Genomic DNA, 15,666 nt, shown 5'->3' with positions numbered 1-15,666 from the left:
ACAGCCCCACCCCCAGCCCCTCCCCTGAAGGGGAGGGGAGCCTTGGATCACCGCGTCGGCACAGGCTCCGCGCCCGAATAATCATAGAACCCGCGCTTGGTCTTGCGCCCGAACCACCCCGCCTCGACGTACTTCACCAAGAGCGGCGCAGGTCGGAACTTCGGATCCCCCGTCCCCTCGAACAACACGCGGGTAATCTCCAGACACGTATCGAGCCCGATGAAATCGGCGAGCGTCAGCGGCCCCATCGGATGGTTGAGCCCGAGCTGGCACGCGACGTCGATATCGCGCACCGTCGCGACGCCCTCGCCCAACGCGAAACACGCTTCGTTGAGCATCGGCATCAACACGCGGTTGACGATGAACCCCGGCGCATCGTTAGCGTGGACGATCTCCTTGCCCAGCTTGCGCCCGAACGCCTCGACCGCGGCGACCGTCGCGTCCGACGTCGCCAGCCCGCGGATCAGTTCGATCAGCCCCATCACGGGCACCGGATTGAAGAAATGCACCCCCATGAACCGCGCCGCATCGGGCGAGGCCTGCGCCAACCGCGTGATCGGGATCGACGAGGTGTTCGACGCCAGGATCGCGTCCGCCGCGAGCACCTTACCGACCTCGGCGAAGATCGCGCGCTTGATCTCCTCGCGCTCGGTCGCCGCCTCGATCACGAGGAACGCCGGCGCCATCGCAGACAGCCCCTCAACCGGCTCGATCAGCGCGAGCGCCGCATCACGAGCTTCGGCGGTGATCTTCTCCTTGGTAACGAGCCGGTCGAGCGCCTTGGCAATCCCCGCCTTGCCTGCGTCCGCACGGTCCTTCGACACGTCGCTGAGCAGCACGTGAAACCCCGCCTGCGCCGCAACCTGCGCGATCCCCGCCCCCATCTGGCCCGCGCCGATGACACCTACCGTCTGCATATCCTGTCCTTTGCTGCGTTTGACGCCGCTTTAGGGATCAGGCGATGCGGCGGCAATCATAGCCCTTGGTGAGATAGGGGAAAGCGACCGGGTCGTGCTGCAGCTCTGGCGTCGCGGCAATCAAGTCGCGGACTTGCGCGACGACGTCTCCGCGCGCCGCCGGGGACAAGGTGGCGATGAAACTGGTCGACAGCGTGCGCCCGACCACGACGTCCTCCACCGGCCCCTGATGCGCGTACGGCCATTCGCTTTCCTCAAGTGGCGAAAATCCCTCGGCAGGAAAGACGTCCCGCCACGCATCGGCCCGTTCGCGCAGCGCGGCACCCTGATGCGCGTTGGTCAGCACCGACAGCCGCTCGACCCAGCCAACCGATTCATCGCGCAGGTTCCACACCAGCCCGAGCGTCCCGCCGATCTTCAGCACGCGCCGGATCTCCGCCATCACCGCGGGAGTCGCGAACCAGTGGAAAGCGGTCGCGCAGACCACCGCATCGACGCTCGCGTCGGGGAGCGGGATTGCCTCCGCTTGCCCGACCAGCGGCCGCACCTCAGGAAAGTCGGCAAGGAGATGATCGAGCATCGCCGCGATCGGTTCGAGCGCGCGGATATCTGCCCCGGTCCTGACCAGCGACGCTGTAAACTTCCCCGTCCCTGCGCCGATCTCGAGCACCGTTCGACCCGGAACAATCCCCAGCCGGTCCCGCATCCAGTCCACGATCGCATCGGGATAACCCGGGCGGCTCGTTGCATAGACGTCCGCCGCCCGGTCGAACCCGGTTCCCGCGACCGGATGTAGCGGTGTCACGGCGCGAGGCGGGCGGGCTGTGCCTCGGCAAGGATCACCGCGAACCGGCCGTCAGGATCGGTCCATTCGCCAACCGGTGTCCACCCGCCCGCGCGGAGCAGGATCCGCGCATCGCGCGCGCCAAACTTGTGGCTGTTCTCGGTGTGGATCGTCTCGCCCGCCGCCATGTCGAACGGACGCCCCTCGATCGTGAAGGTCACGTCGCGCGTCGCCTCGAGATGCATCTCGATCCGCGCGCGATCGTCGTTCCATATCGCGCGATGACGGAAGGCATCGACCGGGATCGTCGCGCCGAGTTCGCGATTGATCCGCTCGAACAGATTGAGGTTGAACGCCGCCGTCACCCCCTGCGCATCGTCATAGGCGGCTTCGAGCGTCGTCTGATCCTTGATCCGGTCCATCCCGATCAACAGCATCGCGCCTTCGCCAAGCGACATCTTCATTGCACGGAGCAGATCGACGCTGGCGTGCGGGATCATGTTGCCGATCGTCGATCCGGGGAAGAACCCGAGCTTGGGCGTGTCGACCACTTGCCCGGGCAGATCGATCGGCTTGAGGAAGTCGGCCTCGACCGGCAGCACCGGCAGTCCGGGAAACGCGGCGGAGAGATCCGCCGAGGATTCGCGCAGGAAATCGCCCGAGATGTCGATCGGTACATACGCCGCGGGATTGACCGCGTGGAGCAGGATCGGCGTCTTGGTCGACGATCCCGAACCGAACTCGACCACCGCGCGTCCGGTTCCCCGCGATTCGCGCAACGTCTGCGCAGCACTCGCGCAGGATCGCGGTCTCGGTACGGGTCGGGTAATATTCGGGCAGGTCGGTGATCGCCTCGAACAATTCCGACCCACGGCGGTCGTAGAACCACCGGGCCGGAATCGCGCGCGGACGCAGGGCAAAGCCCTGCAACACGTCATGGCGGAACGCCGGATCGGCGAGGCTCGCCTGACCGTCCTCGATTTCTGGCTTAAGCATCAAACATCCTTGGCGAGCCGCACGCCGGTAAACTGCCAGCGCTGGTGCGGATAAAAGAAATTGCGGTAGGACGCGCGCGCATGGCCGCGCGGGGTCGCGCAAGATCCGCCGCGCAAGACGCACTGCCCGCTCATGAACTTGCCGTTATACTCGCCGACCGCACCCTCGACCGCGCGGAACCCCGGGTAGGGGCGATACGCGCTCCCGGTCCATTCCCAGACGTCGCCGAAGAAAGCCGGACCGCCCGTCGACGGGCGCGGTTCGACCGGGCCGGCAGCGTCGAGAAAATTGCCCTCTCGCGCATCATACGCCGCGGCCGCGGCTTCCCACTCCGCCTCGGTCGGCAAACGCGCGCCGGCCCAGCTGGCATATGCGTCCGCTTCGTAGAAACTGACATGCGTCACCGGCGCCGCCGGATCGATCGCGCGACGCCCATCGAGGCCGAACCGAGTCCATTGGCCATCGCGCTGTTCCCAATACAGCGGTGCCGTGATTCCTTCGCGCTGCACCCAGGCCCAACCGTCGGAAAGCCAGTGCCGGGGTTCCGTATAACCGCCGTCCGCGATGAACGCCGCCCACTCGCCGTTGGCGACGGTCCGATCTGCGATCGCGTGCGCGCTGAGCAACGCTGGATGCCGCGGCCCCTCGCAGTCGAACGCAAAGTCATCACCGTCATGACCGATATCGACGATCCCGGCGGTCCGTTCGATCCACCCGATTCGCCCGGGCATTTCCACCGGCACCTTGCGCGCTGCGGGCCAGATCGCGGGCTCGACCGGGTTCTGCGCCATCAGATGGAGAATGTCGGTCAGGAGCAATTCCTGATGCTGCTCCTCATGGTGACAACCGAGCGCGATCAGTTCGTGCGCCGCTGCGGGCAAGTCGGGCAGTGCCGCAAGCACCTGCGCATCGACATGCGCGCGATACGCCAGCACTTCGTCGAGCGCCGGACGCGTGATCATCCCGCGCCGATTGCGCGCATGCCGCTGCCCCTCGGCTTCGTAATAGCTGTTGAACAGGAACGGGAAGCGCTCGTCGTACAACCGGTATCCAGAGACGAAATCGCGCAGGATGAAGGTTTCGAGAAACCAGCTGGTATGCGCCAGATGCCATTTGGCGGGCGAAGCATCGTCCATCGATTGTGCGGTCGCGTCGGCATCCGACAACCGCGACACCAGCGCGACACTCAAGTCGCGGACCGCACCGAACCGCTCGGCCAGCGGCGCAGCGTCAATCCTTGGGGCAGTCCGTATCGCCATCGCCTCGTCCGTTCCGGAAATCCTGGCCCGTCAGGCCGATCAGCGAGGCAAACTCCCGCCGACGTCGATCAGCGTGTTGCACCCGGTCGCCACAAAACGTCCCCACCCGCGTTTTGGTTCACGACGCGGGTGGCTACGAACAGATAATCCGACAAACGGTTGAGATAAGCGAGCGCCAGCGGGTTGAGCGCGACCACGCGAGCTGCGCCGACGGCGGTCCGCTCCGCGCGCCGCACGGTAGCGCGCGCGACGTGGAGCGCCGCCGCCCCGCGCGTGCCGCCGGGCAGGATGAAGCTGGTGAGCGACGCAAGCTCGCTGTTCATCCGGTCGATTTCGGTCTCGAGCCGTTCCACCTGCGCGGCGACGATCCGCAGCACCATCTCCGACGGCGCGAAATCCTCGCCCGGGGTCGCGAGATCCGCCCCCAGATCGAACAGGTCGTTCTGCACCCGCTCCAGCAGCGCAACCAGCCAGATGTTTTCAATGCCGGTTTCACGCAGCGCGACCGCGGCGACGCCAATCAGGCTGTTGGCTTCGTCGACATCGCCGATCGCGGCCATCCGCGCATCGTCCTTGGCGACGCGTGACCCGTCGACGAGCCCGGTCGAGCCGTCATCCCCGGTGCGCGTGTAAATGCGATTGAGCTTTACCAAAACCTGTCCCCTGATCCGGTCCCGCCGCGGACCGGCGCCTGTCGTCGGCTCAGCTTTTGCCGGCGAGCCACATCAGCAGCACGACCAGGAAGATCGCCACCGCCTGAAACATGATGCGATATTGCATCATCTTGTTCGACTTGATCGCCGAAGGGCTGATCCCGTCCGCACTTCCCGTCCCGTCGCGCGCCTGCTGGCTTGCACCGAGCAGGAAGACCATCAGGCCTCGGACCAGAACGACGACCGTGGCGATCATCGCCGCAATCAGCAGGATTGTCAGGAAAGTGCTCATGCCATCAACTTAGGCGTTCGGCGCGAGAAAGCCAGTGGTCACAAAGCCCGAGGGTACCTGCCCTGCCCGCAGGCTCTGCGCGAGAGCGACGCCGTCCTCCCCCGCTAGCCGCAACCGCTCCAGCGTGGGCGCATGGGTGCGCTTCGCCAGCCGCACGCCGTCCGCATCGTTGAGCAGCGCATGGTGGCGATAGACCGGCGTCGGCAGGCCAAGCAGCGCCTGAAGCAGCCGATGGACGTCGGTCGCGCCAAACAGATCGAGCCCCCGTACGATATGCGTGACGCCCTGCGCGGCATCGTCGACCGTCACCGCGAGGTGATAGCTCGCGGGCGCATCCTTGCGCGCAAGGACCACGTCGCCGTGCGTTTCCGGCCGGGCGACGACGGGTCCGGCGCGCTCGTCATTCCAGGCGAGCGGTCCGGTCCGCGCGACCGCATCCGCCATGTTGATCCGCCACGCATGCTGCGCGCCCGCTGCGATCCGCGCCGCGCGTGCCGCCTCGTCCAGATGGCGACACGTGCCGGGATAGACCGCGCCCGGCCCATGCGGCGCGGACAGGCTCGCGGCGATTTCGGCGCGCGTGCAGAAACAGGGGTAGAGCAGTCCTTCGCCCCGCAACCGATCGAGCGCGACAGCATAAGCGGCGAGCCGGGTCGACTGGAACAGCACCGCGCCATCGCACGTCAGCCCGAGCCAGCGCAAATCCGCTTCAATCGTCGCGACATGTTCGGGCCGGCTGCGCGTCCCGTCGATATCCTCGATCCGCAGCAGGAACCGCCCCCCCTCCGACCGGGCACGATCATGCGCCTGGATCGCCGAAAAAGCGTGGCCGAGGTGGAGCTTCCCGGTCGGGCTGGGCGCGAACCGGCTGACGATCTGCGCGGTCATCGCGCCGTCGCGATCCGGGCGCGATCCGCCGATCCGGGCGCGTACCCTCCGATCGTTCCCCTTGACCCTGAGTCGCGCCCTGTGCTGTGTTCGTTTAAGATTGGCGTCGCTGTCATGACAGCGTCATCCTAACCGGCAAGAAGCCGCGCAGGAAGCGTCACGCGACCGAGGAACAGGGGGGCTTGAATGTACCATCCCGATCTCATCCGCCACCCCGATGGCTGTCCTGCGCTTGTGCTCAACGCAGACTACACCCCGCTGAGCTATTATCCGCTGTCAGTCTGGCCATGGCAGACGGCGATCAAGGCCGTGTTCCTCGACCGGGTCGACATCGTCGCGGAATATGAGCGCGAGGTCCGCAGCCCGACCCAGCGGATCAAATTGCCGTCGGTGATCGCGCTCAAGCAATATGTCCGGCCAAGCGCCTTTCCGGCGTTCACCCGGTTCAACCTGTTCCTGCGTGACAAGTTCACCTGCCAATATTGCGGGTCCGGAAACGACCTGACGTTCGACCACATCGTCCCGCGCGCGCAGGGTGGGCGGACGACATGGGAAAACGTCGCCACCGCCTGTTCGCCGTGCAACCTCAAGAAGGGCGGGCGGACGCCGAAACAGGCGGGAATGCCGCTCCATATCGACGCGATCCGCCCAACGAGCTGGCACCTTCAGGAGCACGGGCGACGCTATCCGCCGAATTTCCTGCACGATACGTGGCACGACTGGCTGTATTGGGACGTTGAGCTCGAAGCTTGACGCCAATACACGTGCGCGTCGGCGTTTCGGTTCGGGAGACAATGATGCAGCGTATGGGGATGATCGGGCTTGCGGCCCTGGTATTGGTAACGTCGGGCTGCGGCCAGTCCGCACCGAGCGACGACGCGCTTGCCGATTTCGTACCACCGACGCTCGCCAAGCGCGATGAGGTCCGCCAGCTGCTCGAAAAGCGCTTCGACGAACGCGATGCGGATGGCGACGGGCGGTTGAGCAAGCTCGAACTCGGCAACACCCGCGCGGACCGGATCGCGCGTGCCGACACCGATCAGGACGGCGCGATCAGCCGGACCGAATTCGTCGCGCGCGGGCTCGAACGGTTCGACGAAGCCGATGCCAACAAGGACGGCATGGTGACCAACAAGGAACAAGCCGCAGCCCGCGCGGCACGGGGGGCAAAGGCAACGCCCGCGACCGCCCCCGCCACGCCCGCCGCACAGTGACAGTTGACCCGGCGGGTGTTGCAATGCAGCATCCGCACATGGCTGACCTCCCCTCGATCACGAACAACCCCGACATCCGTTTTCTGGGCAAATTGCTTGGCGACGTGATCCGCGCCTATGGCGGCGACGCCCTGTACGAACGCACCGAGTCGATCCGCGCCGCCTCAGTCGAGCGGCATCGCGGGGCGGCAGGCGACGAAAGCGTCGATCTCGGGCTCGACCGGATGGATCTCGACGAAACGCTCGATTTCGTCCGCGGATTCATGCTGTTCTCGATGCTCGCCAATCTGGCGGAGGATCGGCAAGGCGTCGCTGCCGAACAGGGCGCGGATCTCGCCTCGGCGCTCGATCGTCTCGCGCGCGAAGGGATCGACAAGCCCAAGGCGATCGCGCTGCTCCAGCACTCGCTGCTGGCCCCCGTGCTGACCGCGCACCCGACCGAGGTGCGGCGCAAATCGATGATCGATCACCGCAACCGCATCGCCGCGCTGATGCTGCTGCGCGATGGCGGCGCGACGGACACGCCCGAAGGCGACGATATCGAGCAGGCGATCCTCCGGCAGATCGCGTTGCTATGGCAGACCCGCGTGCTCCGGCGCGAACGCCTGTACGTCACCGACGAGGTCGAGACCGCGCTCAGCTATCTGCGCGACGTGTTCCTGCCCGCGCTTCCGGCGCTGTACCAGCGCTGGGATCGTGCGCTGGGCGAACGCACGCCGGGGTTTCTCAAACCCGGGAGCTGGATCGGCGGAGACCGCGACGGCAACCCGTTCGTCACCGCGGACAGCCTGCGCGCCGCGCTGGCCAAGGCGAGCGAGGCGGTGCTCGTCCATTATCTCGATGCAGTTCATGCGCTCGGCGCCGAACTGTCGATCTCGACCGATCTCGCCCCCGCCGACGCCGCGGTCACCGCGCTCGCGGACGCCAGCGGCGACAATGCCGAGAGCCGCAGCGACGAACCCTACCGCCGTGCATTGTCGGGCATTTACGCACGGCTCGCCGCGACGCATCTCGCGCTGACCGGCAAGGCGGCACCGCGCCCGGGGCCGCTCAAGGGCGAACGCTATGCCGACCCGCAGGCGTTCCGCGCCGATCTCGTCGTCATCGCGCGCACGCTCGCGGCGGGCGGCGGGGGGACCTTGTCGTCGGGCGGTGCGCTCGGACGGCTGATCCGCGCGGTCGAGACGTTCGGCTTCCATCTCGCGACGCTCGATCTGCGGCAGAACAGCGCGGTGCTCGAACGCGTCGTCGCCGAATTGCTCAAGGTCGCAGGGGTCGAGGGCGACTATCTGGCGCTGAACGAATCGCAGCGCGTGTCGCTGCTCCGCCACGAACTGTCCAATGCGCGGCCGCTGGGCAGCGCGTTTGCGGACTATTCGGACGAAACCACGTCCGAACTCGCAATCCTGCGCGCCGCCGCGACCGCGCATGCCACCTATGGCACCGCGTGCATCGTCCAGCATATCGTGTCGATGGCGCAGTCGGTGTCGGACCTGCTCGAACTCAACGTGTTGTTGAAGGAAGTCGGTCTGTACCGCCCGCAAGGAAACGACGGGCAAACCCCGCTCGCCGCGATCATGGCGGTGCCGTTGTTCGAGACGATCAGCGATCTGGAAGCCGCACCCGAGATCATGACCGAATGGTTCGCGCTTCCCGAGGTGCGCGCGGTCACCGCCGCGCGCGGCTATCAGGAAGTGATGATCGGCTATTCCGATTCGAACAAGGACGGGGGGTATCTCACCTCGACCTGGAGCCTGTCGAAGGGGTCGACCGCCTTGCGCGGGGTGTTCGCCGACGCAGGCGTCGGCATGCAGCTGTTCCACGGCCGCGGTGGCGCGGTCGGGCGTGGCGGCGGCTCGGCCTTCGCCGCGATCCGCGCGCAGCCGTTCGGCACGGTGCAGGGCCGGATCCGCATCACCGAGCAGGGCGAAGTGATCGCGGGCAAATATGGCACGCGCGACAGTGCGATGACCAACCTCGAGGCAATGGCCTCGGCGACAGTGCTTGCCAGCCTCGAGCCGGATCACTTGTCCGCCGCCGACACACAGCGGTTCGCCGATGCGATGGACCGGCTTTCGGCGAGCGCGTTCACGGCGTATCGCAATCTCGTCTATGGCACCGAGGGTTTCCGCACCTTCTTCCGCGAGATGACGCCGATTGCCGAAATTTCGGGACTCAAGATCGGCTCGCGCCCCGCGAGCCGTACCAAGAGCGACCGGATCGAGGATCTGCGCGCGATCCCCTGGGTGTTCAGCTGGGCGCAGGCGCGTGTGATGCTGCCGGGCTGGTATGGCGTGGGGCAAGCGATCGATGCGTTCGAGGACAAGGCCTTGCTGCGCGACATGGCGCAGGGCTGGCCGTTCTTCGCGGCGACACTGGCCAACATGGAACAGGTGATCGCCAAGTCCGACATGGGGATCGCGGCGCGCTATGCCGCGCTGGTCGAGGATCGCAGCCTTGCCGACGCAATCTTCCCGCGGATCGAAGCGGGTTGGCGGCAGGCGCATGACGGGCTGCTCGCGGTAACGGGGCAGTCACGGTTGCTCGAGGCGCATCCTGCGCTGGAGACGTCGATCCGGTTGCGCCTCCCCTATATCGAGCCGCTTAACTTGCTTCAGATCGAACTCATCAAACGCCGCCGCGCGGGCGATGAGGACGAGCGGATCGGCGAAGGCATCCTGCTCTCGATCAACGCGATCGCGACGGCCTTGCGGAACAGCGGATAAGCGTAGCCCGCTGCGAGTAGGGGACCGAACCAGGCGAAAACTCCCGGTTCTCCTGCGAAAGCAGGAGCCCCGGAGTCACGCACACGTTCGGTCGTTGTCCCGCGTGGCTCTGGATTCTCGTTTTCGCAGGAAAACAGCCGACGGAACCATTAAATCACACGGTCTCAGGCGAGAACCGGCCCGCCTTCCTCCGGAACCACCGCAGCCGTCTCGCCGCGCGAATACAGCCCGACCAGCAACCCCGCGCCGATTACATGTCCCGCCATTGCATTGAGGACCGCGCCCCGCCCCGGCCCCTCGCCTAGATCCTCCGCGACACAATCGAGTGCGAACAGCTGAAACGCATAGCGATGGTCGCCATGCCCGGTCGGCGGATCTGGCGGCAGCCACCCCTCCGACAGATAGGAGTTGCGCCCAACCCCGCCGCCGTCCGGATGCGCGTCGGCGACGATCGCCCCTTCCTCGATCCGCCCCGCATCGGCGGGCAGACCCCACAGGATCGCATGCACCAGCGGCGACGGTGTCGGTGAGTCCGCATCCTCTACGACGAGCGCGACGCTCAACGTTCCCGGCGGCACCGCGCCCCAGGTCAGCGGCGGCGATACGCCGTCGCCGTCGGCGGTGAAACGCGGCGGAATCCGCCCTTCCTGCGCGAAGGCGGGGCTAGTGACCTCGATGGTCGCATAATCATGCCCGAGGACCGGCTGCGTGATAATCAACTTGTCGGCACCGGCGCGCACGCTGCGCAACGCGGCACCCAACCAATGGGGAAGATGTTCCAGCATCGCGGGCCTTTCCTTGTACGGGATCATCCTCTCAAGCCCCCGAGGCGACAAGCGGTTCCGTCAGCTGGACAAAAACGGCGCCGCGATCTCGTCCCTGACGCGCAGCAAGCGGCCACTCGCGCGGTCGATCAGCGCCCAGGTCGTGACCGCCTGAACCTTCACCTTCCCGTCCGCGCCAAGGAACCGGACATGCCGGTCGAACCGCGCGCCCTTGGGCGGTTCGGGGACCCAGGTTTCGCCCGTCACCGTCTCCCCCGCCGCGACGTTGCCGCGATAGTCGATCTCGTGCCGGGTCACGACCCAGACGTACGCCGCTTGCTGGTCTGGCGGCGCGAGCGCTTCCCAGTGCGCGACCGCGATCTGCTGGATCCAGCGGACCCACACCGCATTGTTGACATGGCCGAGCTCGTCGATGTCGTCGGGGGTCGCGGTGATCGAAAGCGTGAAGCGCGTCATGCCGCCTGTGTGCGCCGCCCGCGCCACCAACGCCAGAGCCCGAGCAGCAGCGCGATCCCGACGATCGCCCCGCCGACGATCAGGATCGCATGTTTGTCGGGGAGGAAACGCTCGATCAGTTTCTCGAAACTGTGCCCGAACAGATAGCCGATTCCGGTGAACACGATTCCCCAGACGATCGCCGCGGCCAGATTGATCACGACGAACAGTTTGGTCGAGACCTTGGTCGTCCCGATCGCGATCGGGCTGATCGTGCGGAAACCGTAGATGAAGCGGAACGCGAAGATGAACCCGATCGGGTAGCGTTCGAGCAACCCCAGCGCGCGCGCGAAGATCGGCTTCGCGCGCGCGCGGCGGACCCACGGCTTGTCGCGGAAATAGCGCCCGAGCGAGAAGAAGATCTGGTCCGCGACGAACGACCCCGCCGCCGCCGCCGCCATCGCGCCGGGGAGCGAAAACAACCCCTTGTGCGCGAGTAACCCGCCCGCGACGACAACGGTCTCGCCCTCGATCCCGGCGCCTGCGAACAGCGCGAACAGGCCGTATTTCGCGATGATGGTTTCGATCGTCATGCGCGGGTTAAATCCGGCGAGGTCCCCTTGTTCCGCGTCCGCACGACGGAAGGCGCAGCCTTACCCCTCCACGCCGAGCTGCCACAGCACGAACGCATGTTCCTCCGCGCCCTCGCGCAGCGATTCGAACCGCCCTGATTTCCCGCCATGCCCCGCGCCCATGTTGGTCTTGAGCAGCAGCACGTTATCGTCGGTCTTGGTCGCCCGCAGCTTGGCGCCCCATTTCGCGGGCTCCCAATAGGTCACGCGCGGGTCGTTGAGCCCGCCCGAGATGAACATCGGCGGATAGGCTTGTGCCTTGACCTGATCGTACGGCGAATAGCCGCGGATCAGCTCGAACGCCGCCTTGTCCTCGATCGGATTGCCCCATTCGGGCCACTCGCCCGGCGTCAGCGGCAGGTCAGCATCCATCATCGTGTTGAGCACGTCGACGAACGGCACGTCGGCGATCACCGCGCCCCACAGCTCGGGATCGGAATTGACCACCGCGCCCATCAGCTCGCCGCCGGCCGAACGCCCCGCGATCGCGATCTTGCCCGCCGCGGTCCAGCCGTCCGCGACCAGCCCCTTCGCGACATCGACGAAGTCGTTGAACGTGTTCGCGCGCTTCTCGAGCTTGCCGTCGAGATACCATTGCTGCCCGAGATCGTCGCCGCCGCGGATATGCGCGATCGCATAGGCAAAGCCGCGATCGAGCAGCGACAGCCGCCCGGTCGAGAAACCCGGCGGAATCGCATAGCCGTATGCGCCATAGGCATAGAGGAACAACGGGCGCGACCCGTCCTTGGGGAAGTCAGCGGGATAGACGATCGAGACCGGCACCTCGGTCCCGTCGCGCGCGGTGATCTTGAGGCGTTCGGTGCGATATTTGGCGGCCTGATAGCCCGAGGGAATTTCCTGGACCTTGAGCGTCGTCAGCTCGCCGGTCGCGACGTCATAGTCGTACTCGGTCCCCGGCGTGACCATCGATTCGTAGCCGACGCGCAGCACGTCCATTGCATATTCGGGATTGTTGCCGAGCCCCGCGTCATAGCTCGCTTCGGGGAAACGGATGCGCTGCGGCGCGATGGCGTCGTCGTAGCGGTGGATTTCGATCTGATCGAGCCCGTCCTCGCGCCCATCGACGATGAAGAAATCGCGGAAACAGTCGATCCCGGTCATGTAGAAATGCCGCGACGGCGCGATCTTCTCGACCCATTCGCCCGGCGCCGAGATGTGCGCGGTGCAGAGCCGGAAATTGGGGTCGGTGTCGTTGGTGTGGATGAACAGCGTGTCGCCATGCATGTCGACATCATATTCACGCCCCACCTTGCGCGCCGACACCAGCAGCGGCGTGGCGAGCGGATCGGTCGCGGGGATCAGGTAGATCTCGCTCGTGACATGGTCGCCGCTTGACAGCACGATCCACTTGCGGTCGCTCGTCTCGCTGACGCCGACGCGGAAGCCCTCGTCGGCTTCCTTGAACAGTTCGATATCGTCCGCGATCGGCGTGCCGAGCCAATGGAGCCGCGCGTTGTCGGTGCGCCACTGGTCGTTCGCCAGGCCGTAGAGGAAGCCCTTGTCGTCGGCGGTCCAGACGATCTCGGACAGCATCCCCGGGATGACGTCGGCCAGATGCTCGCCCGTGGTGAGGTCCTTGACGCGGATCTCGAAGCGTTCGGAGCCATTGTCGTCGATCGCATAGGCGAGCAGCAGGCCGTTGTTGCTGATCGAGAAGGCGCCGAGCCGGAAATACTCCTTGCCCTCCGCCAGCACCGGCTCGTCGAGGATCAGCTCGTCCTTCGTCGTGTCGTCGCCGGCGGCAACCGGACGACGCCACCACTTGCGATACTGCCCCCCGGTCTCGAACGCTGTCCAGTAGATCCAGTCGCCGTCCTTCTGCGGGACCGACGAATCGTCTTCCTTGATGCGGCCCTTCATCTCTTCGTACAGCCGGTCGATCAGCGACCTGTGCGGCGCCATCACGCTCTCGAAATAGGCGTTCTCCGCCTCCAGATACGCCAGCACGTCCGGGTCGGTGACCTCGGGGTAGTTCGGATCCTTCAGCCAGGCGTAGGGATCCTCGATCGTGATCCCGTGCGCGGTGAAGCTGTGCGGGCGAGTGGCGGCGACGGGGGGCGTGAGATCGGTCATCCGCGATCCCTACCCTGCCACCACCGTGCAAGTCGAGCCGTGCAAGCGGCCGGGACTTCAGGCGGGGAGCAACACCCTGGCGCGCGCGTCCTGCGCCGGACCGCGCCGGTCGGCGGCACTACCCGGCGCCGATCCGATGCGGGCCTTGCGCCGCTCCCGCGCGACGGGAACGTCGTTTGCGCGCAAGTCATACCGGAAGGCGGCAGCGTGACCGGCCAGCGTCCGCACGTCCTGCGCAAGCCCCGCCGCGGCTGCCGACGTCTCCTCGACCATCGCCGCATTCTGCTGGACGATCTGGTCGAGCTGCGACACCGCGCTGTTGATTTCGCCGATCGCGCTCGCCTGCGCGACATTGTCGTCGGCAATGCCCTGCGTCAGTTCGGCGGCTTCGGTGCAGCGCGTCAGGATCGTCGCGAGCGCGCCATCGACCAGCCCCACCGCCTCGACCGCGACGGAGACGTCCTGCTGCGTCGCGCTCAATTGCGTGCGGGCACGCTTGGCTTCCTCCTCCGCGCACATCGCCAGCGTCGACACCAGATCCGCAACCACCGCGAACCCACGCCCCGCGTCGCCCGCGCGTCCGGCCTCGACTGCCGCGTTCATCGCGAGGACGCGAGTCTGGAACGCGATCTTGTCGAGCCCTTCGATCACATCGTCGATTCCGCTCGCGCTGCGCGACACGCGGTGCATCGCCTCCATCGCACCATCGGTCCGGCTCCGGACTTCGGTCGCCGCGTCGAGCGTCTGGCGCGATCCTTCGGAGGTCTTGCGTGCGGCATCCGCGGTGCTGCGCAGGCGCTCGTCCATCCGGTTGACCGCCGCCGACGTCTCCTCGATCGCGGCGGCGCTGCTTTCGGTCCGCCGCGCGAGATCCTCGGTCGCCCCCGCGATCGACCCCGACGCGCCGGCGATCTGGTTGGTCGTCTCGACCACCGCGCAGACCATCTTGCGCAACGTCTCGACCGCGCCGTTGAGGTCGCTGTTGACGCCGGTGTAGCTCGGCGGAAAGTCGATCGCAGTGCCGTGCCGCAGATCGCCCGCGGCCATCCGGCGCAGGACCTGCCCGACGCCGTCCGCGACCATCGCGGTTTCGGCGGAGCTGCGCGCGTCATGCTCGGCGCGGTCCCTCGCGGATTGCCGGAACACATCGACCGCGCGTGCCATCGCGCCGAGTTCGTCAACGCGGTCGACATGCGGAACCGCCCGGTCCTGCCCCGCGGCGAACGCGGTTGTCGACTGGATCAGTTCCCCGAGCGGCGCCATCACCTTGCGGGTCAGATAGACGCCCGCACCGATCGCCAGCGCGAGGATCGTCAGCGCCAGCGCGAGCAATGCGCCCGATGCAGCGGTCAGGCTGCGATGCGCATCGCGCTTGAGCGCGGCCTGATAGTCGGTCGCCATCGTCACCGCGCGGTCGATCCGGGTGCGGTGCGCGGCATAGGCCTCGGAAAGCGCCGCATAGCTGTCGCGCATCGCGACCGCGTCGCCGGAACGCGCCGCGGCTTCGAGCCGCGCGACCTGCTGCCAGAAGCGTTGCGCGGGGGCATCTGCATCCCGGGTCAGCGCGGCGGCGAGCTCGGGGCTGATCGTCCCGGTTTTCCAATATGCGTGCCGCTCGGCATAGGCCTTGTGCAGCGCCGCCAGCCGTGCCGCGCGCTGTTCGACCTGCTCGGGATGGTCGACCAGCAAGGTCGCCTCCAGATACGGTTCGAGCACATAGGCGGGGGGTGGCAGGATATCGGCAACGTAATCCGACGCCGCCTGGATCCGCTCCGCGACCGGGCCACCGATCCGCACGAGATTGATGCTGTAGGCGGCAATGCCGATCGCCAGCAGGACGATCGCAGCGATGAGCGCCGAACCGAACTGGAGACGCTTTGCAATGGACATGACGAGGGAGCCTAGCGGTTGCGGTAACGCCCAACATTATAGACGGACGCCGCACCGCCGGACGTCGGGGGGACGGCATCCTGCCATTCGCGTCGCTTGAT

Annotated in this window: 14 protein-coding genes and 1 pseudogene; 3 read left to right on the top strand and 12 right to left on the bottom strand. The window is 66.6% G+C overall.

From position 1 onward, the window contains the following. Positions 1-47 precede the first annotated feature (47 nt). The 7 genes and pseudogenes from ABIC16_RS03535 to gluQRS all read right to left on the bottom strand — a co-directional run bounded on the left by ABIC16_RS03535 (position 48) and on the right by gluQRS (position 5,789). Positions 48-917 carry a 3-hydroxyacyl-CoA dehydrogenase NAD-binding domain-containing protein gene (locus tag ABIC16_RS03535; protein ID WP_354290055.1) on the bottom strand — a complete coding sequence of 290 codons (870 nt, stop codon included), beginning with the start codon at positions 915-917 and terminating at the stop codon, positions 48-50. 37 nt (positions 918-954) lie between these two features. Continuing rightward, the gene (locus tag ABIC16_RS03530) at positions 955-1,722 is read right to left on the bottom strand and encodes a class I SAM-dependent methyltransferase (RefSeq protein ID WP_354290054.1); all 768 of its coding nucleotides are present in this window, start codon (positions 1,720-1,722) and stop codon (positions 955-957) included. After that, positions 1,719-2,697, bottom strand: a pseudogene (egtD, locus tag ABIC16_RS03525) (L-histidine N(alpha)-methyltransferase). The gene ABIC16_RS03530 and the pseudogene egtD overlap by 4 nt, the downstream one beginning before the upstream one ends. After that, positions 2,697-3,956 carry an ergothioneine biosynthesis protein EgtB gene (gene egtB / locus ABIC16_RS03520; RefSeq protein WP_354290053.1) on the bottom strand — a complete coding sequence of 420 codons (1,260 nt, stop codon included), beginning with the start codon at positions 3,954-3,956 and terminating at the stop codon, positions 2,697-2,699. The pseudogene egtD and the gene egtB overlap by 1 nt, the downstream one beginning before the upstream one ends. Positions 3,957-4,024: 68 nt before the next feature. Continuing rightward, entirely contained in the window at positions 4,025-4,609 is a 585-nt protein-coding gene (locus tag ABIC16_RS03515; protein WP_354290052.1) for a cob(I)yrinic acid a,c-diamide adenosyltransferase, read from the bottom strand. Positions 4,610-4,658: 49 nt separating this feature from the next. After that, positions 4,659-4,901 carry a twin transmembrane helix small protein gene (locus ABIC16_RS03510; RefSeq protein ID WP_277971249.1) on the bottom strand — a complete coding sequence of 81 codons (243 nt, stop codon included), beginning with the start codon at positions 4,899-4,901 and terminating at the stop codon, positions 4,659-4,661. A 9-nt stretch (positions 4,902-4,910) separates the two neighbouring features. Further along, positions 4,911-5,789 (bottom strand): tRNA glutamyl-Q(34) synthetase GluQRS, encoded by an 879-nt coding sequence (gene gluQRS / locus ABIC16_RS03505; RefSeq protein ID WP_354290051.1) that lies wholly within the window; start codon positions 5,787-5,789, stop codon positions 4,911-4,913. A gap of 186 nt (positions 5,790-5,975) precedes the next feature. Between gluQRS and ABIC16_RS03500 the strand changes: the two genes are divergently transcribed. Genes ABIC16_RS03500 through ppc form a run of 3 tightly spaced genes read left to right on the top strand, consistent with a single transcriptional unit; the run spans position 5,976 to position 9,729 of the window. Beyond that, positions 5,976-6,542: an HNH endonuclease gene (locus ABIC16_RS03500; RefSeq protein WP_277971251.1), complete on the top strand. Its 567-nt coding sequence runs from the start codon at positions 5,976-5,978 to the stop codon at positions 6,540-6,542. Positions 6,543-6,583: 41 nt separating this feature from the next. Then, entirely contained in the window at positions 6,584-7,003 is a 420-nt protein-coding gene (locus ABIC16_RS03495) for an EF-hand domain-containing protein (RefSeq protein ID WP_354290050.1), read from the top strand. Positions 7,004-7,041: 38 nt separating this feature from the next. Next, positions 7,042-9,729, top strand: a complete 2,688-nt coding sequence (ppc, locus tag ABIC16_RS03490; RefSeq protein ID WP_354290049.1) for a phosphoenolpyruvate carboxylase — start codon at positions 7,042-7,044, stop codon at positions 9,727-9,729. 164 nt (positions 9,730-9,893) lie between these two features. Here the strand turns inward: ppc and ABIC16_RS03485 are convergent, their stop codons facing one another. From ABIC16_RS03485 to ABIC16_RS03465, 5 genes are read right to left on the bottom strand one after another with little or no spacing between them, the layout of a single operon-like run. Then, positions 9,894-10,514 carry a YbhB/YbcL family Raf kinase inhibitor-like protein gene (locus ABIC16_RS03485; protein WP_277971254.1) on the bottom strand — a complete coding sequence of 207 codons (621 nt, stop codon included), beginning with the start codon at positions 10,512-10,514 and terminating at the stop codon, positions 9,894-9,896. A 60-nt stretch (positions 10,515-10,574) separates the two neighbouring features. After that, a complete protein-coding gene (locus ABIC16_RS03480; RefSeq protein ID WP_354290048.1) occupies positions 10,575-10,970 on the bottom strand; it encodes an acyl-CoA thioesterase in 396 nt (131 codons plus the stop codon). Continuing rightward, positions 10,967-11,542, bottom strand: a complete 576-nt coding sequence (locus ABIC16_RS03475; RefSeq protein WP_354290047.1) for a DedA family protein — start codon at positions 11,540-11,542, stop codon at positions 10,967-10,969. Before ABIC16_RS03475 ends, ABIC16_RS03480 begins: the two co-directional genes overlap by 4 nt. A 60-nt stretch (positions 11,543-11,602) precedes the next feature. Continuing rightward, positions 11,603-13,675, bottom strand: a complete 2,073-nt coding sequence (locus ABIC16_RS03470) for a S9 family peptidase (RefSeq protein WP_354290046.1) — start codon at positions 13,673-13,675, stop codon at positions 11,603-11,605. Between the two features lie 57 nt (positions 13,676-13,732). Continuing rightward, positions 13,733-15,565 (bottom strand): methyl-accepting chemotaxis protein, encoded by a 1,833-nt coding sequence (locus ABIC16_RS03465; RefSeq protein ID WP_354290045.1) that lies wholly within the window; start codon positions 15,563-15,565, stop codon positions 13,733-13,735. Positions 15,566-15,666 lie beyond the last annotated feature (101 nt).

Origin of the sequence: Sphingomonas sp. PvP055 (genome assembly GCF_040546365.1) — a bacterium.
In the GTDB taxonomy this organism is placed as follows: Bacteria; Pseudomonadota; Alphaproteobacteria; order Sphingomonadales; family Sphingomonadaceae; genus Sphingomonas; species Sphingomonas echinoides_A.
The sequence above is the reverse complement of the archived record's forward strand: the minus strand, read 5'-3'. Positions and strand labels throughout refer to the sequence as shown.